The 24,366-nt window shown below is 47.7% G+C and carries 15 protein-coding genes and 1 pseudogene; all 16 read right to left on the reverse strand.

What is annotated here, in order from left to right; translation table 11 throughout:
- Window positions 1-26: 26 nt before the first annotated feature.
- Window positions 27-956 carry a dihydrodipicolinate synthase family protein gene (locus ACQKPA_RS22690; protein WP_427494768.1) on the reverse strand — a complete coding sequence of 310 codons (930 nt, stop codon included), beginning with the start codon at window positions 954-956 and terminating at the stop codon, window positions 27-29.
- A gap of 40 nt (window positions 957-996) precedes the next feature.
- On the reverse strand, window positions 997-1,965 hold the full coding sequence (locus tag ACQKPA_RS22695) for a phosphoglycerate dehydrogenase (protein WP_427494769.1): 969 nt from the start codon (window positions 1,963-1,965) through the stop codon (window positions 997-999).
- A complete protein-coding gene (locus tag ACQKPA_RS22700; protein ID WP_127593092.1) occupies window positions 1,965-2,792 on the reverse strand; it encodes a carbohydrate ABC transporter permease in 828 nt (275 codons plus the stop codon). The genes ACQKPA_RS22695 and ACQKPA_RS22700 overlap by 1 nt, the downstream gene beginning before the upstream one ends.
- A 12-nt stretch (window positions 2,793-2,804) precedes the next feature.
- Window positions 2,805-3,731 (reverse strand): carbohydrate ABC transporter permease, encoded by a 927-nt coding sequence (locus tag ACQKPA_RS22705; protein WP_427494770.1) that lies wholly within the window; start codon window positions 3,729-3,731, stop codon window positions 2,805-2,807.
- A gap of 106 nt (window positions 3,732-3,837) precedes the next feature.
- Window positions 3,838-5,166 (reverse strand): ABC transporter substrate-binding protein, encoded by a 1,329-nt coding sequence (locus ACQKPA_RS22710; RefSeq protein ID WP_427494771.1) that lies wholly within the window; start codon window positions 5,164-5,166, stop codon window positions 3,838-3,840.
- A gap of 200 nt (window positions 5,167-5,366) precedes the next feature.
- Window positions 5,367-7,013: a response regulator transcription factor gene (locus ACQKPA_RS22715; RefSeq protein ID WP_427494772.1), complete on the reverse strand. Its 1,647-nt coding sequence runs from the start codon at window positions 7,011-7,013 to the stop codon at window positions 5,367-5,369.
- Window positions 6,991-8,727, reverse strand: a complete 1,737-nt coding sequence (locus ACQKPA_RS22720; RefSeq protein ID WP_427494773.1) for a histidine kinase — start codon at window positions 8,725-8,727, stop codon at window positions 6,991-6,993. The genes ACQKPA_RS22715 and ACQKPA_RS22720 overlap by 23 nt, the downstream gene beginning before the upstream one ends.
- A 33-nt stretch (window positions 8,728-8,760) precedes the next feature.
- Window positions 8,761-10,065, reverse strand: a complete 1,305-nt coding sequence (locus tag ACQKPA_RS22725; RefSeq protein WP_427494774.1) for an ABC transporter substrate-binding protein — start codon at window positions 10,063-10,065, stop codon at window positions 8,761-8,763.
- A 200-nt stretch (window positions 10,066-10,265) separates the two neighbouring features.
- Window positions 10,266-11,210, reverse strand: a complete 945-nt coding sequence (locus tag ACQKPA_RS22730) for a copper amine oxidase N-terminal domain-containing protein (protein ID WP_427494775.1) — start codon at window positions 11,208-11,210, stop codon at window positions 10,266-10,268.
- A gap of 144 nt (window positions 11,211-11,354) precedes the next feature.
- On the reverse strand, window positions 11,355-12,179 hold the full coding sequence (locus tag ACQKPA_RS22735) for a GNAT family N-acetyltransferase (RefSeq protein WP_427494776.1): 825 nt from the start codon (window positions 12,177-12,179) through the stop codon (window positions 11,355-11,357).
- Window positions 12,180-12,368: 189 nt separating this feature from the next.
- Complete coding sequence (locus ACQKPA_RS22740) at window positions 12,369-16,811, reverse strand: S-layer homology domain-containing protein (RefSeq protein WP_427494777.1); 4,443 nt, start codon at window positions 16,809-16,811, stop codon at window positions 12,369-12,371.
- Window positions 16,812-16,969: 158 nt separating this feature from the next.
- Complete coding sequence (locus ACQKPA_RS22745; protein ID WP_427494778.1) at window positions 16,970-19,564, reverse strand: LuxR C-terminal-related transcriptional regulator; 2,595 nt, start codon at window positions 19,562-19,564, stop codon at window positions 16,970-16,972.
- 76 nt (window positions 19,565-19,640) lie between these two features.
- Window positions 19,641-20,243 (reverse strand): histidine phosphatase family protein, encoded by a 603-nt coding sequence (locus ACQKPA_RS22750; RefSeq protein ID WP_427494780.1) that lies wholly within the window; start codon window positions 20,241-20,243, stop codon window positions 19,641-19,643.
- A gap of 909 nt (window positions 20,244-21,152) precedes the next feature.
- A complete protein-coding gene (locus ACQKPA_RS22755; RefSeq protein ID WP_326098876.1) occupies window positions 21,153-21,776 on the reverse strand; it encodes a hypothetical protein in 624 nt (207 codons plus the stop codon).
- Between the two features lies 1 nt (window position 21,777).
- Window positions 21,778-22,917, reverse strand: coding sequence for a hypothetical protein (locus ACQKPA_RS22760; protein WP_427494781.1), 1,140 nt, complete (start codon window positions 22,915-22,917; stop codon window positions 21,778-21,780).
- Window positions 22,918-24,138: 1,221 nt separating this feature from the next.
- Window positions 24,139-24,366, reverse strand: a pseudogene (locus tag ACQKPA_RS22765) (hypothetical protein); the annotation flags it as partial.

Raw genomic sequence — 24,366 nt, forward strand, 5'->3', positions numbered from 1 at the left:
TATACGTTTTGCTTTTCTATATCTCCTTAAATAGTGAGGGGATACTTTCGGGCATATTGTTTGGACACCCGGTACAATTGCTCGACCTCCAACCGGTGGGTGGCATTGAACTCCTCATGATTTTTTGAACGGCAGCGATAGTTCGTCAGTATGCCCTCCAGCATGAGATAATACTTGGCATTCACCGGGTAGAGCTGCCTTTCAAGAAATGACGACACACTGAGAAAATCGGACAGTTCCCCTGCCGCTTCCGGTTGACTTTCCCAATTCCGGAACAGCCACGTATACAACTCCGGGTGAAAGTTGGCCATCACGCCGCTGAAGCCGAATGCGCCGATCCGGTAGCTGTCCAAAAGCGTCGCCGTATTGGCGTTGAAGATTTTCAGACTTCCGCCCCGGACCGCCTTGAGTTTATCCCCGATCAGCTGCAGGTCGCAGCTCACGTCCTTGATAAACCGGAAGCGTCCGGTATCGGAGCATTTCTTTAGCATCTCGGGCGTCAGAAGGCGCCGGTACGGGGCTGGACACTCATACAATCCGAGGGGTACGTGTTCCGGAATGCGCGCGAGCAGCTTATCGAGATTCGCCAGCCACACGTCATCCGATTCTTCAGCACCGGCGAGCCGGTTCGTGATTAAGACGACGGCGTCGACGCCGGTTTCCGCGATTGCGTTCAGCTCCGTTACTTGGTCTTCAAACGCATCCGATACATGACCCGATGCAATGACCGGGACTCGGCCGGCAGTCTTCGCTTTGACGAAGGCTGCAATCAATACGCGCTCCTCCAGGGTCAATGTATACATTTCGCTGGATTGACATACGGCAAACAGGCCGTCGGCCCCCCGCTCGATATACCAGTCGATAAGCCGCTCCAAGGCTTCGTAATCCACTTCGTTCTGCTCTGTAAACGGCGTTAGCATAACCGGCCAGTTGCCGTCGGTAATGATCTGAAACATATGCGTCCCCTCCTGAATGGTTCGTAACACTGGTTGACCATTATCCTTTTGCTGTCAGTACATTTTGCGGTTCCCGTCCTTCGAAAATATCCAGCAGCGCCTGCGCGGTAATCATGCTCACCCTCGTATAGGTCTCCGCGGTTTCGGCCGCGGTGTGCGGCGTCGTAATCAGGTTCTGGATTTGCAGAATCGGATTACCAGCGGATACCGGCTCGGACTCGTAAACATCAATTGCCGCCCCGGCGATCAGTCCGGACGACAGTGCCCGGTAAAGCGCCTGTTCGTCCACGACGGCTCCTCTTGCTGTGTTGATAAATATAGCGGATGCCTTCATTCTCGCGAAAGCATCGTCATTCATGATATGGCGCGTCTCTCTCAGGCTGGGTAGATGCATGCTGACGATATCGCTATACGCCAGCACATCGTCGATGGTAGTCAACTTCACGCCGTATTCCGCCGCCTTGGCGGTATCGGGATATTTATCATAAGCGATAATCTCGACATCAAAACCCTTCAACTTCTTCGCGGTGAGCTGGGCGATATTACCAAACCCTAGAAGGCCGATCGTTCCCCCTGCAAGCTCGGAGCCGACAAAGCGCTCCCAGCCGCCGTTCTTTGTCGATCGATCCAGCGCCGGAATGTGCCTGCGGACCGAGATCATCAATCCGATCGCCAGCTCGGCCACCGCGTTGGCATTGCCTCTTGGTACATTGGTCACTTGTATTCCATATTTTCTGGCGGCCTCCAAATCGATATTGTCCACGCCAACGCCGAAACGGGCGATGCCTTGAAGCTGCGGAGCAAGCTTGAATACCGCCTCATTCCAAGTGTCCACGCCGGCAATGACGCCGTCGACCGATCCAACTACTTCCTTCAGCTCCTCGAACGTCAGCGGACGTCCGAAACGATTTTCGATAATCTCGCATCCATGGCTCTCAAGCAGCCGCTTCGCATCCGCGCACAGTTTGGAGTAATTCGTGGCCGTTACTAATACCTTTTTCGCCTTCATTATTTAACTCCTCCTACCGTCATTCCGCTTACCATATATTTCGATGTGAACAGGTACATCACGATGACCGGAATCGATGCAATAATGGAGCCGCCCATCAGGGGTCCCCAAGCGAATACATCGCCAACGATCATATCCGACAGTCCCAGCGTGATCGTCTTGTCTGCGCCTTTAGTGACAACGACCAAAGCGTACAAATATTCGCTCCAGCATAACGTGAACGAAAAAATGAAGGTAGCCGCAATGCCCGGTGCCGATAATGGAAAAATGATTTTGGTCATCGTACGGATTCGCGAGCATCCGTCGATCATGGCCGCTTCCTCGATTTCGTCCGGGATGGATTTGAAATAGGAAATGAGCATCCACGTAGCATACGGTATCGTGATCGTCGGATAAATCAGCATGAGGCCGTAAATGGAATTGTTGATGCCGATTGCCGTCACCAGCATGTACAGCGGGATAAACAGAACGGCTCTCGGCATCAGGTACGCATAGAGGATGCTCTTGGAGATGAAGCTTCTCCCTCTAAACTTGAGCTTGGAGATCGCATACGCAGCCAGCATGCTGACCGTGATCGAGAACAAGGATACAATCAATGAGACAAACAAGCTGTTTTTGATATTCGTCATGAAGCCCTTTTCGTTGATCAGCTTATCGTAGGCGGTTCCGAGAAATTCCTTCGGCCAAAACGTCGGCGTCATGGAATAGATCTCACCGTTGGACTTGAATGAGGTAATCACCATCCAATATAAAGGGAAGAGCGCGAATATTAGCAGCAGCGCGAGCGTCGAGTATACCGTAATTTGCTTGCCGAGCGAATTCTTCATCAAGATCACTCCTTACTTGTCGGACGCCAGCGAACGCTTGGTCACATAATGGATCAGCATGATCAGCGGCGGCAGCGTAATGAGGGAAATTGCAATTGCTTTGCCTAGACTCATGTTCAGAAAGCCGACGGTATAGCTAAACGTGGACAGCACCTGCGTGCCGTTGTCCGGGCCGCCGCGTGTCAGAAGCCAGATGATCTCGAAGTCGTTCAGCGTCCAGATGGTGGTGATGACGGAAGACAGAATGGTCACTTCTTTTACCGAGGGGAGCGTCATATAGAAAAACCGCTTGACCGCTCCCGCTCCATCCAGCATGGCGGCTTCATACATCTCTTTGGACACCGTCTGCAGACCGGCCAGAATGGCAATGCCCATGAACGGAATGCCGCGCCACACGTTGACGAGAATGACCGAGAACATGGCCAGGTCCGGTGTGGCCAACCAGCCGACGGGACTGTCGATGAGTCCTGTTTTGAGGAGCATGGCATTCAGCACGCCGCCGACGTCGGAATAAATCCACTGCCAGGTAAAAACGGAGACGATGGTCGGAATGGTCCACGGGAGAAACAGCATCACCCTGAACAAGTTTCGGGCAACGATATTCTCGTTGAGCACGAGCGCCATAATCATCCCGAACACCGCTTTCAGTATGACCGCCACCATCGTAAAGACAACCGTGTTCCATACCGCCTTCCAAAACACGGAATCGGTAAACAGCTCCGCATAGTTCCGCAAGCCGATGAACGTTTCAGGAACGCCGACTACTTTATTCGTCAAGCTAAGATAGACCGCCCAGCAAAAAGGGAGCGCCATGACAGCCAGCAAATAGATTAGCACCGGACTCATGAGGAGATAAGCCAGCCTGCTGCTTGTATCGCCTCGTTCCCGCCTAGGCGCCGGAGTCTTCCCCGGCGTTGTTTGGACTTCCAAGCTTTTCATTGATAGCACCTTCTTTCTGTCGCCACAGGCTCGTCCGCAGCCACGGACCTTCCATCGATGCCTTGTATTCGGACTGCGGAGCCTGATGCGCGATTAAGTCATAACCCTACTTCGCGTATACCGCCTCGATCTTGGTCTGTAATTCGTCCACTGCTTGCTGAGCTGTAAAGCCGGAATCCAGCAGCATTTTTTGGAAGACGTCGTTGACATATCGAAGGTTATAGATCTCTCCAGCCTTCGGATTATACTCCCCAGGGTATCCAAGGAAAGCGAAATGTGCGATGGAGTCGACGAATCCTTTGTTCTTCTCCTCCTGCCAGACGGATTCGTTTGCCAGATCCGTGTAGATCGGACCGGTCAATGGAGCCCCGTTCTGCACCCACTGGCCGTACCACGTTTTGTCCGTCATATATTCGATGAAGGATTTGGCGAGCTCCTTGTTCGGGGATGCCTTGAATATGCCCAGGTTGTTGCTAATGCCAGGCACTACCGCTCCCTTCGGTCCTGCGGGCAGCATGGCGATCCCTGTATTCTCGTACAATTCCGGATTATCGTTCTTGATCGTCGCAGCCAAGCTGCCGACGTTGAAGATCATGGCCGACTGGCCGCTTAAATACGATTTGTTGTTACCGCTGTCGTCCCAGCCGATGGAGCTTGGCGGCGTAACCTTATCTTCGATGAAAATGTCCCTGATCAGCTGAACCGCCTGAAGAGTTTCGGGCGAATTTACCGCCACGTTCTTGCCGTCCTCGGTATCGAGGGAACCTCCGTAGGACCAGATGATCGCCCGGGTCAGCCATTCGGCATCCGAATTGCCTTTCCCGTAACCGAGTCCTGCACCGTATATACCTTTGGAAGGATCCGAGAGTGCCTTCGCCATTTCGCGGAATTCCTCCCAGGTTCCAGGCGGCTCGCTGTACCCCGCAGCCTGAAGCATGTCCTTGCGGTAATATAAGGCCGTGGACTCGGTCCAGAACGGAACTCCGTATAACTTGTCCTCGAACGTTACGGAGGTTTTCAAGCTGTCCTGTATTTCCCCGTTCGTGTTCTCCACGCTACCCACAACGTCGGTAACATCCTCTAGAACGTCCTTGGCATAGAATTGTCCGACTTCCTGGTAGCCGAAGAAGGAGACGTCCGGCGTTGTACCCGATTCGATGGCTGCCGACCATTTCGGATAAAAGTCCTCGTACGCAATAAACTCCACGTTGACATTCACGTCATGCTCTTCCCCGAACTGCTTCGCCCTCTCTTGGATCATCTGGTTTTGCTCTTCGAACATCTGCTTCTTCATCCAGAATGTCAGAGTTTCCTTCCCCGGATCGGCATTCCCCGATCCGCTGCCTCCCGTTCCCCCAACGCTGCATCCTGCCATCAATATCATGGCTAAAGCTGCCGTTACCCATCGTATGGAGTTTTTCTTCATCTTCATCATGTTCACCCCTCAGCATATAGTGGAATGTCCTTACACCATTCATTGTAAGGGCTTCATAAACAGGGTTAAATGATATAGGCTTAACATCCGCTCTCCTTACTTAACATGATGCCGCAAACGAAAGCAGCGGACGAATTATACAAAAAAAGCCCGCTTCCAGCGTACACGCTTGGCTGAAAACGGACGGTATACAGGCTTTATTATGGCTTTCCGGCTTCCAGGCTGTTTCGGTATTCTTGGGGCGTCACGGAATAATATTTTTTGAATACCCGAATAAAATAGTTCGGGTTGTGGTATCCCAGCTTCAGAGCAATTTCAAAGTTCTTCAAAGAGTGGTCGGCCAGCAGCTCGGCCGCTTGCTCCATTTTCAGCCGGAGCACATAATCACTCACGTTGGATCCGGTCTCCATTTTAAAGAGGCGGGACACGTGAACCGGATGCATATACATATGGTCCGCGATGGCTTGCAGGGAAATATCCTGAGACAGATGATCCCGTATGAACCGTTTCATCCGGGACACGGCAGCGCTCCGGTCGCTGCGCGTTGCCTGTTCGGCGCTCGACTCCAGTAGAGGCAGCACTTGGCCCACCCATTTGCCGAGCGTGGCCGCGGTCGTGCATTGCGATAGTCCCGTTACGTCCGCAAGGGACGCTCCGACGATATCGGCCAGACTGCGTCCGTTCTTGTGCGCATATGCGCTTAGCGAGGAATATATAAAGAAAAAGGCTTCGATTACATGCTCCTGCGATTGGCTGTGCGCGAGCGACAATTCCTTCAGGATCTGCTCAAGCTTCTCTTTGATCTGCTTCCAACTGCCGGATTCCAGCAGATGAGGGAGAAGCGGGGGCTCATAACACTTTTGCAAGGAACGGACCGGATGAAGCTCCTCTTCATCTTCTGCGTAAACGAACATATCACTGTGACTGCCGATATGGCGGCGCAAAGCGAAAAGACTGTCCTGGTACAGCTTTCGGACATCTTCCGGAAAGGAACCTCGTTTTCCTATCAGGACGGAGATCGTTCCTTTCAGGTAACGGCTGACGTTCATCTGTAAATGCGCCGCGAGATGCTTGAGTTCATTTTCCTGCGCATGCTCATGGGGGTGCATCCTGTCCGCCGATTCATCGCTTACAAAAACAAAAAAGACGAGATATCCGTGTATGTCCCTGCATCGCCACAACCGAAACCGTTCCCCGAAGATCTCGTCCGCCATGTTACCGATCGCGTACTCCATGATAGAGGAGTCATAAGGGCTCATTTCCGTCAGACGGTCCTCCATCCGTACGAGCATCAAGGCCGCTTGATTGCCGATGGCGGATTTCATTTCAAGCTGCTCCAGTTTTTCGGCCCAAACGTTCTTCGGTGATTTCATGCCTTGAAGCAGCTGATTCAGGAATTCGCCTCGAATCTGAGGCAGATTTGCCCGAAAAGCCTGAAGCGCACGGTTGTAGGTTTCGCTGGACTCACGCTCCTGCCGCAGCGATTCCACAGCTCCGCCTACTTTTTCAAGTACGACTTCGTCGCTGACGGGCTTAAGCAGGTACTCGTAAGTGCCAAGCGTTATGGCTTCCTTCGCGTAAGCAAACTCGGCATAACCGGACAGCAGGATCGTTTTGATCTTCTTCCATCTCGATCTCGTGATCTCGACAAGCTCGAGACCGTTCATCCGTGGCATCGTGATGTCGGAAATCATAATGTCGACCGGCTGCGTCTGCAGTATTTCCAGCGCTTCGAAAGCGGAGTATGCCTTGTGCACCTCATCGATCCCGATTTTCCGCCAAGGTATCGTATGCGCCAACCCCTCTACCACGCTTGCTTCATCATCAACGATCAGCAATGTATACATCGTCATCCCCCCTTGCCTTACTTGGATCTTCCCAGCATAATTCCACGCGAAGCCCTCCTGACGGCGATTCCGAGAAGGTCAAGCCCGCATGTTTGCCGTACCGGGTGATCAGTCTCTGATGAATGTTCCATAAACCGAATCCCCCGCTTTCGTTCAAGGGTTCTTCGACCTGCCGCTTCAGCTTGTCGATGATGCCAACGTCCATGCCCTGGCCGTTGTTGTCAATTCTGATTCTGCATCGACTCCCTTCAGTTTCTCCGAAAATATGAATCATCGCGAAATCCAATTGATCTTCGACGCCATGGATGACGGCATTCTCCACGATAGGCTGGAGCAGTAAGCGCGGAATCTCGAGCTGCATCATGCTGTCGGGAACCTCGATCTCGAAGGTTAGGCGCTGAAGTCGCAGCATCTGAATCGTTAAATAATTGTCCACCAGCTTCACTTCCTCTTCAAGCGGCGCGGTCGGTTTTTCCAGTCGCGTCGTATACCGGTAATAGTCTCCCAAGTTCAGGGCCATGGCCACGACAGCTTCCTTCTCGCCGAGATTTGCCATGTTTTTGATGTAGAACAGACAGTTATACAGGAAGTGAGGGTTTATTTGCGATTGGAGCTGCTTAAGCGTGGCTTCCTTGGATCGCAAAGACTCTTTGTATACCCGTTCGATGAGCTCCTCGATTTGCTCCGCCATGTTATTGAAGGAGTGAAACAGATATTTGAATTCGTTCTTCGGCGCATCCTTCAGACGCGTCATATACTGACCGTCCCTGATCCTTCTTACCGCATGAAGCAAACGGGAAATCGGGCGCTGAACATTGCGATACAACAACAAGGTCAGCAGTAAGACGAGAACAAGCAGGAGCGATACGGAAATGTAAAAGAGGGTGCTGCTTAAGGTGATCGGGGAATATACGCTGTCCAGTCGGACGAAATCCACCAGATACCAGCCCAAACTGTTGGACAAGACGTAATTCATTACATATTTGCCCTGCCCGGATTGCACGATTCGGCTACCCTCTTCCCCAAGCTGCATCTCGTTCAGGATGCCGGCGGCCATTTGTATTGTCTCCTCAACCGATGTGCTGTTGGCAATAACAGTCCCGTCAGGTGCATATAGAAATGGCTCGCTGTCCCCATCCTGTTTCAACCGATTCAGCATATTGACCAGATTCTGGTCGGTGAAACGGACCTCCACAATCAGATCCTGCGAAGAAGCGGACGTTCTCATCCAGCTGAAAAAAGCTTGTCTTTGCGAATCCCGATGATAAGACCAGTTCTGCTTATGGGCATGAGCCAAGTATTCGGCATCATACCTTGCCGACAAGTCGGTCGTCAGCAATTCATGATACTGGGTCAGATACATTAAGATTTGGCTGTCCCAGCTGCTAGTTGCAATCTGCATATTCAACATATCCGTGATCCGCTGCTGGCTGTCAATTCGTTCCATGAGGGTGCTTCGTGAGCGCTCCGCCAGATAACTCCTGATCCCGTCATCATTGCTCGCGATCACCGAATATTTGGTTAGCTGATCGATCATGGTGTCCATCTGACTCATGAAGAACGTCAGTCGGTTCCGTTGGCCCTCCTCCACAGCCGAACGGACGACGTTGATGCTGACCTGATGGGAGTAGGCATACAGCAAAATAATCGGTATAACCAGGACCGCCAACAATGTTGTAAGCTTCGCAAACGTACTTGTTTTTAACCGCTTCATCAAAAACATACCCCCGTGTCAGAGCGATTCGCTCTACTTCTCGCTGTCGATCAGTTGTTGCAATTGAACGTTTGCCGACTCGGCAGCAACTCCGACATTTTCGCCGATAAGTCCCTTTACCACGATGCCGCCGATAATGTCCCGTGCTTCCTTTACGTGAATGACTTTCGGACGATCGTAGCTCATTCCGATCGGGATGGATTCATTGATCACCGGAATCAGCTCCTCCGGAAAGCCGGAGATGCCTTCCTTGTCATGCCACAGCGAGCTCCGGGCTCCCGGGTTACCGATCTTCTGGGCTTGCAGCACCATGTCCCGGCTTGAAGCCCACTCGATGAAAGCCCAGGCCGCATCCTTGCGGGCCGAATTCGCATTGATGCCTATAGCCCATGCGGTGGTGCTATACGGCCTGCGACCGGCATCGCCTGCCGGAAAGAGTGCATACCCGATCTTCTCCTTAGCCAATCCCGATTGCGCGAGCAGGGAGTAGATCGCGCTGGCATCGGTGAAAAATACCGCCTTTCCTTGTGCAAATAAATCTGCGGATTGCGGCCAGCTGTAACTCAGCGCATCGGGCGGTCCATAGTTTCCGAGCAGCCTTACGTATCGCTGAATCCCCTTGAGCGTTTCTTTTGTGTTCAATGCTGCGTGATCTGCGCTCAGAAAATTCCCGCCCTCGGAGTATACGAATGACGATAGCTGGGTTACGAGAGCGCTTCTCTGCCCTCTGGCGACAAAACCGTACATGCCATGCTCGGGATCATGCACCTGTTTAACCGCCGCTTCCAGCTCGTCCAAGGTCTGCGGGACTTCGATCCCCTTTTTCTCTAGCAGGTCCTTTCGATAGTATAGAATCTGCTGCTCCGTCGATAGCGGGACGGCAAGCAGCTTTCCGTTCACCGTTACCGATTCCAACGCCGTTGAAGAAAAATCGGCAAAGTCGTAACGTGGATCCGATACGGCATACGATTCCAAGGGCGTTAGCCAGCCATTGTTCTCATACAGACTTAGCTCTTCCAACGGCCGTATCATGAACACGTCGGGACTTTCGCTACCAACCGTCATCTGCACGAACATCTTTTGGCTGAGCTGCTCATTGGTCAACGCTTGAAAATCAACCTTGATGCCCGTCTCCTTCTCGAATTCGGGAAGATGGGCGCGAAGGATATCCGCAACCGGGTTTTTGGCCATATATGCGGTAATCCGCACGTTGTCAAACGGGCGTTCCGACTGCGACATTCCGCTGTCAGCTCCGTTCCTCCCCGCCACGCATCCTGCTGCCGACACCATGATGACGACAATCCATAAAACCCTACAGAAACGTCCTGCAACCTTCATTACTCCCCCTCCTGTTCAGTCGGTCATAAATCGATATTAAAGCGTTTACAATAAAGAAGACACTGAAAAAATTTAACATATGGTACACATATTTAGCGTTTCATGCATAAAGGACAGCAGATAGGCCCCATCTTTAACAAAAACCTTATTAATTCAAAAAGCCGCTGATCTCATTCCAGATCAACGGCTAAGAAATTCACCTATTTTGCTTCCTCTTCATAAACAACAACGGTCTGACTTTCTGATTCCCATTTGACGGTTGCATTCAATGCCTCACTTATGAAGCGTACGGGTACATACGTATTGCCCTTGGTAACGGTAGCCGGGGCATCCAACGAGACCTTCTTACCATTAACGGTTGCTGTTTTACTGCCGATGAGGAGTTGAATGCTCACCCCGTCCTTCGTGACGGTGATGGAACGCTTTTCAGGATCCCAGATTACCTCGGCTTCCAAAGCCTCGGCAATAGCGCGAAAAGGAACATATGTATTGCCTTTTTTGACAAAAGGTTCGGTGTCAGAAGCTTCGCCGTTCACATACAGCTTAACCCCATTCTTTTTACCTGCCTTTTTGTTGAGCTTGCCCATGGTTTTGTATAAATCCAGATTTTTAAAATTTGCTTGAATGGCTTCTTCTTGCAAATACACAGCGTCAGTCACGCTGCCGTTTGTTTCAAGCATGCCCGCAGCCGCTTCTAACGCCTTGTCCTTTTCAATAATGGCTTCCAGCTGTTGTTGTTGTTCGTCCGTCAGCTTGGCCGCATATTCGGTAAGCAAAATATTCGCTAAAACGGCGCCTGCCGGTTTATCTCCCACGTTTTGTATGGCATTTAGCAAACCTTTGTATCCTTGGTGTCCTTTGTTCTTGGCGTCCGCTTTATCGGTGGAGCTGTCGTTTGTGCTCTCTGTTTCTGAAGGTGCGGAATCATCAACTTGGTCTTCTTCTTTGCTGGTCGTATCCGATGCCTCGACTTCCTCGATTTGATGCTCTTCATTTCGAGTTTCTTTTTCTTTAGGTCCCTTTGGCGATGCTACGTTACTCGTCTTGCCAGGTGGGGTGTTACCCGGTTTGGCTGAGATCGTGCCAGCGGCGGTCGCAAACATCAGTGCCGCACTGGTTAGCAGAACAACTGTTTTTTTCATCATAATTCCTCCTGAATGATCAAAAATATACGCACCTTCATTATCGGCAGAATAAATAGACTTCAATAGATATACGTTAAATTAAATAATCCCAGTTGAAAGAAAAAGTCGCCCTGATGGCGACTTTTTTCGCACAAATTTCGATTTTTATCTTCTGCATTCATATTTATAATAATCTTGTACATGTACGGATTGGAATCCAACCGACTCATATAACCTCAGAGCATGGTCATTTTTTGTTTCGACTTCTAAGTGTACCGTAAATCCGGCAGAGCTTTGCTCTTTAACGACTTGGCGAAGCGCTTTTCTGCCTATCCCTCTGCCCTGATATTCAGGCAATATGGAGAAACCATAGATCCACGCCTGCCCCTCTTCACGGCTCACCCGAAGTTTCCCAACCGTTTCTTCGTTCACGTCAATCATGAGCATATCCGTATGATCCGCGAAATTTTGGCTCTCCATCGCTCTAGCATCTTCTTCGTCCAATCCGAACGCCGTCACGGACAAACGAACGCTCATTTCGTAATCTTCCTTGGTTGCCTGTCTCAGAAGAATATCGGTTGTCTCCTCCAGAGGCGTTTCGTGCCATTCCATTTGATGTTCCGAGAATGCATACTCGGCACCTTGTTTATTCAAAAAGAATGCTGCCGCCTCGGATCCCGCAGGCGCGTTCAACAAGATTTTCTTGTATCCATTGGATCCTACTTGTTCCATTGCAAGGTGAAACAATTGCCCGAAATTCCCCTTTCGACGTTCATTAGGCTTTACCATGCCGCATACTTCGACAGTAGAACCAAAAGGGTATAAACCTAGAAATGCTACAAGTTCGTTTTCCTCATAATGAAAAAAATCCAGATTCTCCGTATTGCGTTCTCTTAGCATTTCCCAGTTAAGCTTCAGTTGTACATGATCATGAAGTTCACACTCTTTTTGCAATTGTTCAATATCTTGTAGTTGTTGTGTCGTTAACATGTTTCCTCCTTTTAACGGTCGCATCAATAAACTCAGATATATATATTCATACACTAGCCGGGAGACAACATATTTGTCTGCTGAGTTCTACTTTATCATACTTACATGATGAGGGGCGTTGACTGACTGCTCACAGCAAAAAGAACTTGTGGCTAAATGCCAACAAGTCCTTCTCTTTTTCAGCACTCGTTAATTCATGCCTTCCATGGAGCGCCAAATCACGGTAATCGCTTCTGCACGGCTAGCATGAGATTTGGGTTTTAACATGTTGTTGGGATAACCCTTCATAATTCCATGATCTACTGCAATCATCATCGCTTTCTGCGCCCAAGCCGCAATCTTATTCTGATCGATAAAGGTTTTGTTGGTAAGGGGATGATCCAATTGATAGGCTTGAACCACCATTTGTGCCATTTCTTCGCGTGTAATGAAATCGTCGGGGCCAAAGGAAACCGAATCGTATCCGTGAATAATTCCGTAAGCATACGCTGTTGAAATGGCTTGCCTCGCCCAATGATCCGTTGTATCAGCGAATTCCTTATTACCTTTACTAGTGAGACCCAATGCTTGAACCAAGATTGCAGCGAATTCTGCTCGACTAATCATACGGTCAGGTCTGAAGCTTCCGTCTGTATAACCGTTCACAACGCCTTTTTCTGCGAGATTCTCAATGTTCTTTTGCGCCCAATGACCTTTTATATCGGTAAACGCAACACCGATTTCAACAGGCACAATCGTTCTCGCAAAAATCGCAAATGGAGTAAAGTGGTCGGTAGTACCACTTATTGTCCCCGCATTCCAGTCTATGTTGACATTATTCAGCGCTACCCATTCCTTCGTTTCTTCGTTAAACTGACGAAGTAGGAGCTCATGACTGTCTTTTTGTATGGTGTTGGCGTCAAATTTCAGGCTGATGGTTACGTCTTGATCGAATTTTCCGGGCACATCTTTCTTAAACTCAACGACTTTACTAACTGCTCGTTCTCCTTCAGATAGAAAAAATTTATCACCTTCTGGAAGTGTTAGATTTATGGATAAATAAAATGGTCGATTCAGTGCTTTAGCAGGGATGAGAATCTGTCCCCCTTCAAAAGCAATGGTTCTCCCCTCCAAGCCTACAAGAAAGGCGTTGTTCGGCAGCGGATAACCATGGCTACCGTTAGTGAGATTTGAATCGCTTGCTTCACTCGCCTTCGGGGTTATCAAACGATACCGGCTGGACGTCACGTCAACGGCATTACCTGTTTGGTCTTGTGCTCTTACATGCAAGTACCAATCACCGTCAACGCCATTTTTCATAAGCGCGGCCTCGTTCGCAAACGGTCTCCAGCCTGTGGCTGGCCTGGACGAATCGGTCGTCCACTGAAACTCCAGCGAGGCTGTATCTACGCTGCTTCCAGAATCAATGACCGTTACCCTCGGTGTTACCGATGTAACCTGCATTTCGCTTCCATTAGGGTAAATCGTAATCCATGGCGGCGTATTGTCAATCTTCACCGTGATGTCGAGGAATAACGTATTGCCTGCTTGATTGGACGCCTCAAATCGAATGTTCGTCTCGCCTTCGCTCGAAATTTCGATGGGTGCTTTGTTCTCGTAAACTTGCGAAAGCCCCCCGTTCAAAGCATAGGTCAGATTGGTGATATCGCTGACTGCCGATTCGGCATAGACGCTCAAGGTTACGCTCGAGCTACTCCATTCGCCGCTCGTATATTCACCTCCGTCAGCCTTCACTAGTGTAGGCGTCAAGTTTATACCTGTCGTGCTAATGCAGACTGTGCGCCCTTCAATCGTTTCATTGCCCGCTGTATCAACGGCTTTGAACGAGATGTTATGAACACCTTCATCGCGGAGTGTGATATCAGCTAAATAAGGGCTCCACGACACTCCGTTATTTAGCGAATACGTAAATGAAGTGACGCCAGACTCGTCAGATGCTGCTGCACTTACGTTAACCGTTTGATGGCTCCATGTGCGATCAACGTATTCCATTCCATCCGCTGTGGTCATCGTAATAGCGATGGATGGCGGTGTATGGTCAACGGGACCAGTCAGGTTATCGACCGTTCGATCCGTTAAACCGAGCAACGCATTATTTGCTAGGTCGGAAATGTTTCCGGATGGTTGATCGTAGGACAGGAGAACTTGTTGGTCTTCTTCAATTGCTTTCTCTACGTTAAAAACAAGCGTATGCGTTCCCGATCCGTTCACCCGAGTAATAGTAGAAGGCTTCCCGTCCGTTGTAATTGCAATTCCCCCGGCGTCTGTGAGGCTGACTTCTTCATCAAAGGTCACAATGACGCTGTTCGGATGCCCGCTTTCAATCTTCGCACTGGAGATGGTTGGTGGAGCAGCATCCCATTCGAGATTAGCTGCAATTCCTTGTAAAACAGGAAACATAGCTCCTTCCTTTAACACCCAGATTCCGCTGAAGTCCCACTCGGTACCAAAGAGTGCATACTGTTTCATTTCTGACGTAACCCGCGGTTCACCTTTGCCCGTATCAGATTGCCCGGTCGTTTCCTTATTATAGAAGCTCGCGGTAACCGTGCCGAATTCCCGTCCGACCAGGCCGCCGACTTCGCCGCTGCCGGTTACCCTGCCGACGGCATAAGCAGTCTTGATGTCACCGACATTCCTTCCCACAAGGCCTCCAACATCGTAACGACCGGAAGCGGAACCGATTGCGTACGAATCATTCACCTTGCCGCTCTCATTCCGACCCACGAGGCCTCCGACAAAATCCATACCGGTAATGCTCCCGGCGGCGAAGGACAGGTTAACTTGGCTATTCATATCATTGTGTCCGACCAATCCGCCGATATTGAATTGACCATCGACTTGGCCCATTGCATATGCGTTATATACCAGGCCCGTATTCGAGCCGATCAATCCGCCGATGTGGCTGTTTCCGCTAACGCTCCCGGTAGCATACACAGCCTCAGTAACACTCCCCGTGCCGTTCCTTCCGACCAAGCCGCCTACTTCGTCCACTCCACCGACAGTAGCACTCGAGCTAGAACGGCCAATCGTTCCGTCGTTATTCCCGACCAGACCGCCTGTCATGCCTGCTCCGGTAACATTCCCTGTAACATGGACCTTCATAATCTGACTGCTGGGCCCGTTTTGTCCCGACAGCATGCCTGTTTGAAGGCCGCCGGTGACATTCCCGTTCTTCAAATGAACGTCTCGAACCTCACCACTAGAAATATTACCGAACATCCCGACACTCATTAAACTGCTCCTGTTGATATATAAGCCCGTAATATCATATCCTTGGCCGTCAAGTGTACCTGTGAACGGAGTGCTGCCATTACCGATAGGTTCAAAGCCAAAACCGTTCCCTGTGCTCGTCCCCCACATATCGGAGCGGGTGTTGTCAGTGAATGCCGTGTCAAAATCAATATTCCGCGTCAGTTTGTAGTTCGTCGACAGATCCATGGCCATCAACTGCAGTTGATGCGAGTTCCAGATTGCCGCCGACCATTCGGAGCGAAGGAATGGTCGCGTCGAGTTCTCGACCATAAACCAGTCATTCTTGAAATCCCAGCCGGAATAGCTCGATTGGGTTAGTGCCTGTGCAGTCGTGAGGCTGCTCGCGGTACATGTTCCGTATGTATCGTATCCACAGGCGCTATTCAAGCCGACAGTTTCAGCATCCCAGAAACTGCCGCTCAATATCCCACTATTACTCCCAACCAGACCGCCCACAGATTGATCGCGCCCGCTAACGTAGCCGGTGGCGTATGACTGAACAATCGATCCGTGGCCCGTGCTGCCCACAAGACCGCCGACAGCACTTTCACCATGGACAGCTCCCGTGGCATATGACTGACTAATAAGAGCAGAAATATTATAACCGACCAGTCCGCCGACGTGTCCAGCGCTCCCGCTGACGGCACCCGTGGCGTATGAACGGATGATTTCCCCACCTTCATTGTCCCCTACTAACCCACCGACTATAGAGGCGCCACTGATCCTGCCGGCAGCATAGGAATCACTCACCGTCCCGTCATTACGCCCTACCAAACCACCGACATAATCGATTCCGGTGACGGCATTCGTAGTGTAGGAGGAGGTTATTTTACCGTGAACGCCATTGTATCCTGCCAACCCTCCGACGGTGGCCATATGGCTTCTAACCGTTCCGGTAACGTAGGATAGGTGAATGGTTCCATCGCTACGTCCTGCCAGCCCGCCCACATGGTTGTTTCCTATGATTGAACCTCCTTCGAGAGCGATATGTTCTATCACCCCGTTGGAGCCTACCATCCCGAATAGGCCGACAATGTCCATCTTGGGCTGATTAATGGTCAGATTGCGGATGGCATAACCCGCTCCATCGAAGACACCGGTGAACGGGTTATTCCCGTTTCCGTCGTAGCCGATAGGTACAAAGCCAGCCCCATTGCTCCAATTTGCCGTCTCCGAAGCATCGACATCCGCTCCGAGCTTGTAATGAGCGTTCAAATCATTACGCACGGCGTTTAATTGACTTAACGTTGTAATGACGTAAGGATTGTTCGCCGTCCCATCACCGGACATGGGATCATTCGGAAGGGCGAATGCTTGAAACGGAATGATGCCGATCACGAGCAATAATGCCATCAAAATAGAGAAGATGCGTCTCATCTGGTCTTTTCTTCCTTTCGTTATTCAGTTGCCACGATGAACATTATATTGGATTTTTCGCGAGTTCGAATCTAACCCCGGTTATAGGCCCGGTTATAGATCACACCATAAAAAGAGACCCGCCGTGCGGGCGAGCCTGCTGTTACAACCTATGATGTTTAACCCTGAAACTCTTTACCTCTTGTAATCGCCTCGACTCGGTTTTTCGCCTGCAGCTTGCTGTAAATGCGGTTGATGTGCGCCTTCAAGGTCCCCATTCCGATACCGAGCGTTTCAACGATCGCCGGATTGTCCATCCCTTCCTCCATATAACGAAATATCGCGTATTCGCGCGGTGTCAGAAGCTTTTCTAATGTTGCTTTGCCTTGTACCGAGGATTCGGCTGTTCCTCCGAAAGCGGACAATATTCTTCGCACATAGGCCAGTGAAGGCGCGTTTTTGTCTCGAATGTTCCCTTTTTGACGATGTTGGACATATTCCCCTAACAGCTGTGCCACCAGATGTCCTTTATCGACAAACACACGGATATAATCATCGGGTTTCGCAAATATAAGCGCCTCTTCCAGCTTGAGCAGCGCTTGTTGCGGCTTATCCATCATCTGCAGCATCATCGCCTGAAGCACTTGGAGCTCCAGGGCGTCCATCGGACGATGGCCTTTCACCGCGATTTGCAGCAATTTCTCAGATAACGCCCACGCCTCCTGGCTCTTGCCGGTCTCCATCAACACCCTAACGAGGAAGATATAGACGAATAGCTGATAAACGGATACCGGATCATCCGACGAGACCTTGTAACGATCCCTCCATTCCACAGCTGCGGACAAGTCTCCGGATTCCATTCGCAGACGAGCCATTTCGACATCGAGCAAGATAGGGGCTGCCTTAGCACCATCCTCAATCGCCCTTCTATAGGCTTCTTCCAGCCATTTTTCGGCCTGACTGATGTCCTGCCTGGATGTGCTGATCCGTGCCAGAAAAAGACTCGCGGGAACGTATACCTTCTCTGGTTGGTAATGCGCCTGGCTCGTCCCATGTAATCCCAGTCTCAAGTAATCCTCCGCCTGCTCCAGCTCGTTGCGTTCGTAGAGTAATTCGCCATAACAAACCACGACCGAGTCCTGCAGACCCATTGGTTTCATGAATTCGATCATGCTCAAAAAGAAAGTATCCGAAAGGCCCCGAGGCAAATGCTGGCCCCGCTTGCCATTGTATGACCTGTATATAGAAGGAGATAGAGGCATATGGGGAGATGCAAAGATCAGATCCGTTCCTGTAGGACTATGCTGAAGTGACAGACGGATATACTCCAGCCCTTTGATCATGTCCATGTCATATTGGGTCGCTTTAAAGTTCCTGACATAATACAAATATCCCAAATAGCGATCATTCTCTTCCGGACTCCAGCTTGCCGAGGAAGCAGCATAATGCTTCTCCGCTAGCTGTAAATACCGTTCCGACAGCTCCAGTTCCTGGGACCACAATAACGAAAAAATGTAAGAAAAATAAAGGTAAGGATACTGCATAAGCAGTTCCTCGGGAATCGCCGACAACCAAACCTTCATGGTCGAAAATTCTCTGCGGATCATCAAGCTTCTCATCTGTTCCAGCAGACGTATCGCTTCCGAATAACAAGTTCCGGCCAAGTAGTAATCTATCGCTTCTTCGAGCAGTCCCTGCGATTCACACCAGGCAGCAGCCGATTGAAAGAGCACATTCGTCTTAGCCGGATCCAGGCGTCGCTGCCGCTTCAGTAAAAACTCGCTGAATGAATGATGAAATCGGTACCATTCCCTATCTTCATCCAGCGGGATGAGGAACATGTTGCCTTTTTCCAGCTCCGCGAGCAGCTGTGCACCCTGTTCGCCTGCTACAGCCTTACATAGCTGCCCGTTCATCCGCTGTAAAATGGAGACGTTCAACAGAAATTGCCTCGTTGGCTCGTCCAACGATTCAAACACTTCCTCGAATAAATATAGCTCGACGCGTTCAGGGTTAGACTGTACGTGCTTGTAAGCTCCCTTCCACTCTTCATCATGGATAGACAACGAGATCAGCCTAAGTCCTGTCACCCAGCCCTCGGTCTGGATATGGATTTGTTCAATCTGCTCCCTTTGCAGCCCGCTCTTTTCAACGATTTGGAAAAAATTCACCGTCTCCTGCAAATTGAAACTCAGCTGCTGGGTATGGATTTCATGGATCCAGTCCCGACTAATCCATCTCGACTTCAGAAATCCATGGATGCTTCGACTTGAGAAACATAGATGCACGCGGGAAGGCAAATACTCTATAAAATACGAAACGGACGCCTGGATATCCGTATTATGTATGACATGCCAGTCATCCAATATCAGGATAACCGGCTCATTCAATCCGTTCAATTCGTTTAACAGAGCAACCATAAATGGCTCGTATTGGCCCGGGCTCAGCATTGCGTTTGAAGTACGGACGGAGTCTGACAAACTACCGATTGCCTGCTCGATCGCTTTCATGAAGTAGTTCCAAAATCTGATGAGGTCATTATCCTTGTCATCCAGCGATAACCACCCGACGGCTCGGTCCAGTTGTCTGGCCCAATCACTGACCAGCGTCGTTTTACCGTATCCGGCGGGAGCCGTAACGAATGTCGCCCTGTGGTTTAGTCCTGCATTCAATCGCGCATGCAGACGGGGACGCGGAACGGTTTGATCATGGGGCTGGGGCAGTTTCAATTTAGTTAGAAGCAAGAAATGGCTTTCATCTCTCTCTTGTATCATGCAACCTCTTTTCGTTAGCCTCTGTGGGCCGTATATTTGGTTTTATTCATGATAAAACCCGAAATTCGAATTATTGTCAACGGGTTAAGTGAGCTGAATTGGCAAAATCGATTAATGTAAAGCGCCCATCCCAACACCTGATATGCGTTACAGAACATTCTGGAACCAGATTGCTTTGTGCAATGATAAAGTTCGGTTGTTTACGGTTCAACTCTTCCTCGGCAAATTCGTTTACCATAAAGTCTGTGATCAAACCGCCATGAGTCACAATAACAATGAATTCGTATGGATGTTGATGGGACAGCTCTAATAAGCAGGAAGCCAACCGCTCACCGGCTCTTCTTGCGGAATCTCCAACTGGAGGCATATAGTCTCGTTCCTTTGTGCAGCGATTCCACATCTCAACAAACTCCTCAAACGTTTGACCAGGCGAGTCTCCCCAATTCGCACGTTCCCGTAACCGACTGTCCTCTGATACGGTTAAATGAATTGCTTCAGCCACAATCTGAGCGGTCTGCTTGGCTCTATTCAGCGGGCTGCTAATCATTTTATCAATGGGCATTTTACTAAAATGATTTGCCGTTTTACGAGCCTGTTTTATCCCTTCGGGTGAGATGGAAACATCTCCAACATTCTTTTCTTTCTCAGCATGTCTGACAAGATAAAACTCTGTGCTCATATATCATCATTCCTTTCCATACATCCATCGATTAGATGATCATTAAATTAAACCAACATCTAATTAGATATTACATTCTTTTGGATTACATGGAAAGACACAACGCCGCGGTTAACGGATAATAAACAAAAAAACCGCCAAATTGGCGGCTCGAGCTTGCAAAAGTTTTTGTTATTGACCTTAATTCGTTTCGTTTGGCCAGATCTCAGCTGCTTGTTTACGTCCATGTTAACACATTCTGTTCAGTTTCTTCGAGCCCGTTCATCTTTCGGACTGCCCTCTGATAATACCTGGATTTCAGGTGATTAATATCATTCCCTACCAAGAATTTCGTTATACAGCGGAGCGGGATGAAAGCTTGAAATTACTTAAAAGAGTTCCCACATAAGTATTAAATTATGACTCCCAAAATCATTGTTCTTCAGGCCAAACTTAAAAAGCACGTGCCGATACTTAATCGGCACGTGCTCGTTTATTGCTTTAACTATTTCACGACTTTTTTGCTTGATACATATCCTATAAAAGAACCAATCAGACTGACAGCATATACGACTATTACACAAATGTATCCAAATGCTTCATATGAAACCGAGGGCAAGAAATATCTTAGCCCATAAACAGGTCCTAAGATAATTATTCCTACAGGTATTGAAAAAAGGATTGAATCTATGAGATACATTACAAAAACACAAGCAATAGAGACAAGACAGTAAACGGAGCTAAACTTCATAAAACTAGTGCTCTCTTTGTCCCTAAAATTAATGTAAAAACCCCATAACATCCACAAAAGCAAAAAGAGTAATGTGCTCACTAAATGCAGAGTTGATGGTGGATTGCCTTTTAAGTAAGCACTGAAATTAATGATTGTGAATGGTACGCTAAGGAGTAACGCTAAAAATAATTTTAAAATCATGGTTTACTTGTCTGAACTAGGGTGAGGTAATTTTTCTGAGTACGTGGGGTCACTTGAGTCGCTCTATGCTCATCTTTATTAGCAAGTGTAGCTTTTGAAACATCCCAATTTGTGCTGCTTCCAAATACTTTAAAGTTTGCCCATTCATAAATGTATTCTACAACGCCATCACATCTCATTTCTGTGATTTCGCTCGGTTCAACATAAGTTCCGACTTCAAAGTCTTTGTAGTTGACTTGGAACGCAAGACTGTACGTGATATTTTCAGTTTGCAATGTTCTAGCAGTTCCAACAAATGTATCTCTGTTGGCTGAAGTTACAGTTCCATTTGGGCGATATACCCCAATAAAGTTTTTACCATTTAAAAAACCTACATATGTGGTGAAATCCACATAACCTGAGCCCGAATGATGAATGATTGGATTAGTGTAGGAATTTGTATCTGGCTTATTCATAATGCCGGCATGGTCTGTTGCATTAAAGAAAACACCATCTCTATAGATAGCATAACCTTGATTGCCCGTTGCTGCATCGACATTATTTGATCCGAGACCAACTGCAGCAGAAATCATGAAAGATGCAGCCAAAGCAATCTTAATTCCCCATTTTGTTTTTTTCATATTACTTCCCACCTCCTACGCTATCCAACCATTTATGATTTCCTTTGGTACCTTCTTCTTTAATGTGAGCAAGCACCTTTTCTCCATGTTCGCGCAAGTTATCATCTTCAACGGTCGATATCACATTATTTAAAGAATCATAGAGATCGGTTATAGGGTGCATCTCCATAGCATTGATGATTAATTCAATCTCTTCTAAGCTAGGATTATTTAACAAAATCTCATTTAAAACATAAAAGTTCTGGTCAATTGCGTAAACAATTAACTCATGATCGACATTGCTTTGTTTGAGGATCGTTAAAATTGCCTCTTTTGATCTCAAATCCGATGTCGCAAAGAACGCTGAATCTTTCAATTTAGGACTATAATTTTCTGAATTGATAATATCAAGGCTAATATTAATCAGTTCAGTTTCTTGTGAGTTTTGAGATAGGCTGGCCTTTCCACTGTTGTTGCTCTTAATATAGTGAGAGGTTGCCTTCAGTGCAGCAGAGATTTTTTCCTCAGGATAATTTTTATATTCGTTAAGGATATCCTGCGAAAGGCTTAACGCCAGCTCTTTGTCTAAAGACCTAAGTTGTTTCATGGCTTGAAACGAAAGCATTTCCTCTTGGTCCTGTACTAAAGATTCTAATAAAGGAACATCCGCTTTTTCAAAATGGGTTGTTGCGATGATTTTTTCCTGTATTTCTCTGTCAAAAGATTTATCTTTCAACAGCTCCTTCAATACATTATTTCCATTGTTTTTGTTCTTCGCTTGATACAATTCCAACATAGCATTTCTTGTTACCGTAGTTTTTTCCGTATCTTTAATTAGAGATAAAAGCTCTTCATTTGAAAATTCATCATCTCGATCAAAAAGTTCGGCTGCAAAAGGAATTAATTCATCAACATTTGTCACGGGATCAATTTTTTTAGAGACCTCGTCAAATTCAGCCACGAATTCCTGCTTATCAAGTTTCTTTAATTCATTTTGAATTTCTATCTCGGTTTTTGCGGTATAACTTTGCAACACGTCTGGATAAGCAACAACAACACCTGTAGATAAGGTCAGGAGCATAGCCGTGCTTAAAGTCATGGCCTTCAGATACTTAGACATCTTCACTTCTCCCTTGATTTTTATTTTTTGTGGTGCAACCATGCCGCGTTCATTTCTCCATGTGTGTTATGGTCCCCTTTCCTGGTATGGAAGTAATTGTATTCATATTAATAAACACCAATAAAGCAAAAAAGTTACACAAAAAATAAAATTTGGATAAAAAAGTATTTTTCGGTGTTTATGTACCATATTAATTCAATCGTGATTATCCGAGTAATTCATTCTTTTCGGTGTTCATATAAATTGGACAAGAATAGGCTTATTCTAATTGCCAAATCATTTTTTAGGGAAATTATTCATTGGTTCCTTTATGATTTTACAGCATCTCTGAGCATCTCAATTACGCATCGCAAATTATAACAAAATTCATCCATTGATTAGGGAGCGTATGTTTGATGATGAAACAAACAAACGTTCCCTTATATGAGGTGTAATAAGATATGAGTGTCGGATTAAAGTTAAACGAAACCAAATTAGTGAAGGATTATATACTACTCCCGCTTCTACTCGATATCCTTGAGAACGATCGTGCTCAACTTTCTCGATCAGATGTGAAAACTTCAGAACTGACAAATGTAATGATCGACCATTGAATGGTTTAAAGGTTTATGAAAATAAAAAAACAAGTCTTGGGGTAGAAGTTGAGTTTGATACAGCCTTCTTATTAATTGAATGGCTTTTTATGGGAAAGAAACCCTGATAAATTAACGGATCTTTATTAGAGATTGGTGGAGTAGCGGAAAGATTAAATGAGGAGGACAAGAGTATCTTTAACAAAATAAATGTATTGAGGCTTTACGTCGTGAAAAGATCCTCTACCCAAAAGATATTCGGATAGACGACTTTGGATTTTGGTTTATCTTCGGATATCAAGCACCGAGTTTAGGAATTGAAAAGAATTATTGTCTCAGGTGACTGTTAACGAGCCAAAAATCCACTTTACACCAGTAAAAAGATGTAACTGCTTATAACGATTACATCGGAGGCCATGGATCAATTAAGAGAAAGACATAATGAAACGATTGAAGAGCTTTTAAGAAGACTGCAGGAAAAGAATGATAAATAAAAATTCCAAAGTGTTTCAATTAACTTCCAATGTATCCAATTAGAAATAACCAAAGAACTCCAACCGCACATTGCGACTGGAGTTCTTTCAATGTTTGAGTTATTAGATCTAGCTAAATTATAAGATCAAGATACTTAACGGTTTTCAGCAGTAGTAATCTGGATCTATAGATCCAGCCTTCACCACTATGATGTTAATCAAACTTCGTCAAGGTAATAGCTTTGTATCCAACCCCATTTTTGAAATTTATAGCTATAAACATTTTTCCAGGTTACTCCATCCACAACGACTGAATCATGACCTCCGTTTACAATATCCCCAGCGTAATGAGATCCAATATATGCTCCGGTAGGTGATGGGGTTGCTCTGAAATTTGAAGCTGCATTGACTCTATAGTCAATAGACATAGGAGTAATTACATCTCC

It is taken from the genome of Paenibacillus sp. NPDC093718, from assembly GCF_050279985.1.
In the GTDB taxonomy this organism is placed as follows: Bacteria; Bacillota; Bacilli; order Paenibacillales; family Paenibacillaceae; genus Paenibacillus_AQ.

Bases quoted from the DNA above. Each gene is read 5' to 3' on its own strand.
- ACQKPA_RS22740 (WP_427494777.1), bottom strand. From the start codon at position 16,811: ATGAGACGCATCTTCTCTATTTTGATGGCATTATTGCTCGTGATCGGC.
- ACQKPA_RS22730 (WP_427494775.1), bottom strand. From the start codon at position 11,210: ATGATGAAAAAAACAGTTGTTCTGCTAACCAGTGCGGCACTGATGTTT.
- ACQKPA_RS22755 (WP_326098876.1), bottom strand. From the start codon at position 21,776: ATGAAAAAAACAAAATGGGGAATTAAGATTGCTTTGGCTGCATCTTTC.
- ACQKPA_RS22695 (WP_427494769.1), bottom strand. From the start codon at position 1,965: ATGAAGGCGAAAAAGGTATTAGTAACGGCCACGAATTACTCCAAACTG.
- ACQKPA_RS22750 (WP_427494780.1), bottom strand. From the start codon at position 20,243: ATGAGCACAGAGTTTTATCTTGTCAGACATGCTGAGAAAGAAAAGAAT.
- ACQKPA_RS22705 (WP_427494770.1), bottom strand. From the start codon at position 3,731: ATGAAAAGCTTGGAAGTCCAAACAACGCCGGGGAAGACTCCGGCGCCT.
- ACQKPA_RS22760 (WP_427494781.1), bottom strand. From the start codon at position 22,917: ATGGTTGCACCACAAAAAATAAAAATCAAGGGAGAAGTGAAGATGTCT.
- ACQKPA_RS22710 (WP_427494771.1), bottom strand. From the start codon at position 5,166: ATGATGAAGATGAAGAAAAACTCCATACGATGGGTAACGGCAGCTTTA.
- ACQKPA_RS22715 (WP_427494772.1), bottom strand. From the start codon at position 7,013: ATGTATACATTGCTGATCGTTGATGATGAAGCAAGCGTGGTAGAGGGG.
- ACQKPA_RS22725 (WP_427494774.1), bottom strand. From the start codon at position 10,065: ATGAAGGTTGCAGGACGTTTCTGTAGGGTTTTATGGATTGTCGTCATC.
- ACQKPA_RS22700 (WP_127593092.1), bottom strand. From the start codon at position 2,792: ATGAAGAATTCGCTCGGCAAGCAAATTACGGTATACTCGACGCTCGCG.
- ACQKPA_RS22745 (WP_427494778.1), bottom strand. From the start codon at position 19,564: ATGATACAAGAGAGAGATGAAAGCCATTTCTTGCTTCTAACTAAATTG.
- ACQKPA_RS22690 (WP_427494768.1), bottom strand. From the start codon at position 956: ATGTTTCAGATCATTACCGACGGCAACTGGCCGGTTATGCTAACGCCG.
- ACQKPA_RS22735 (WP_427494776.1), bottom strand. From the start codon at position 12,179: ATGTTAACGACACAACAACTACAAGATATTGAACAATTGCAAAAAGAG.
- ACQKPA_RS22720 (WP_427494773.1), bottom strand. From the start codon at position 8,727: ATGAAGCGGTTAAAAACAAGTACGTTTGCGAAGCTTACAACATTGTTG.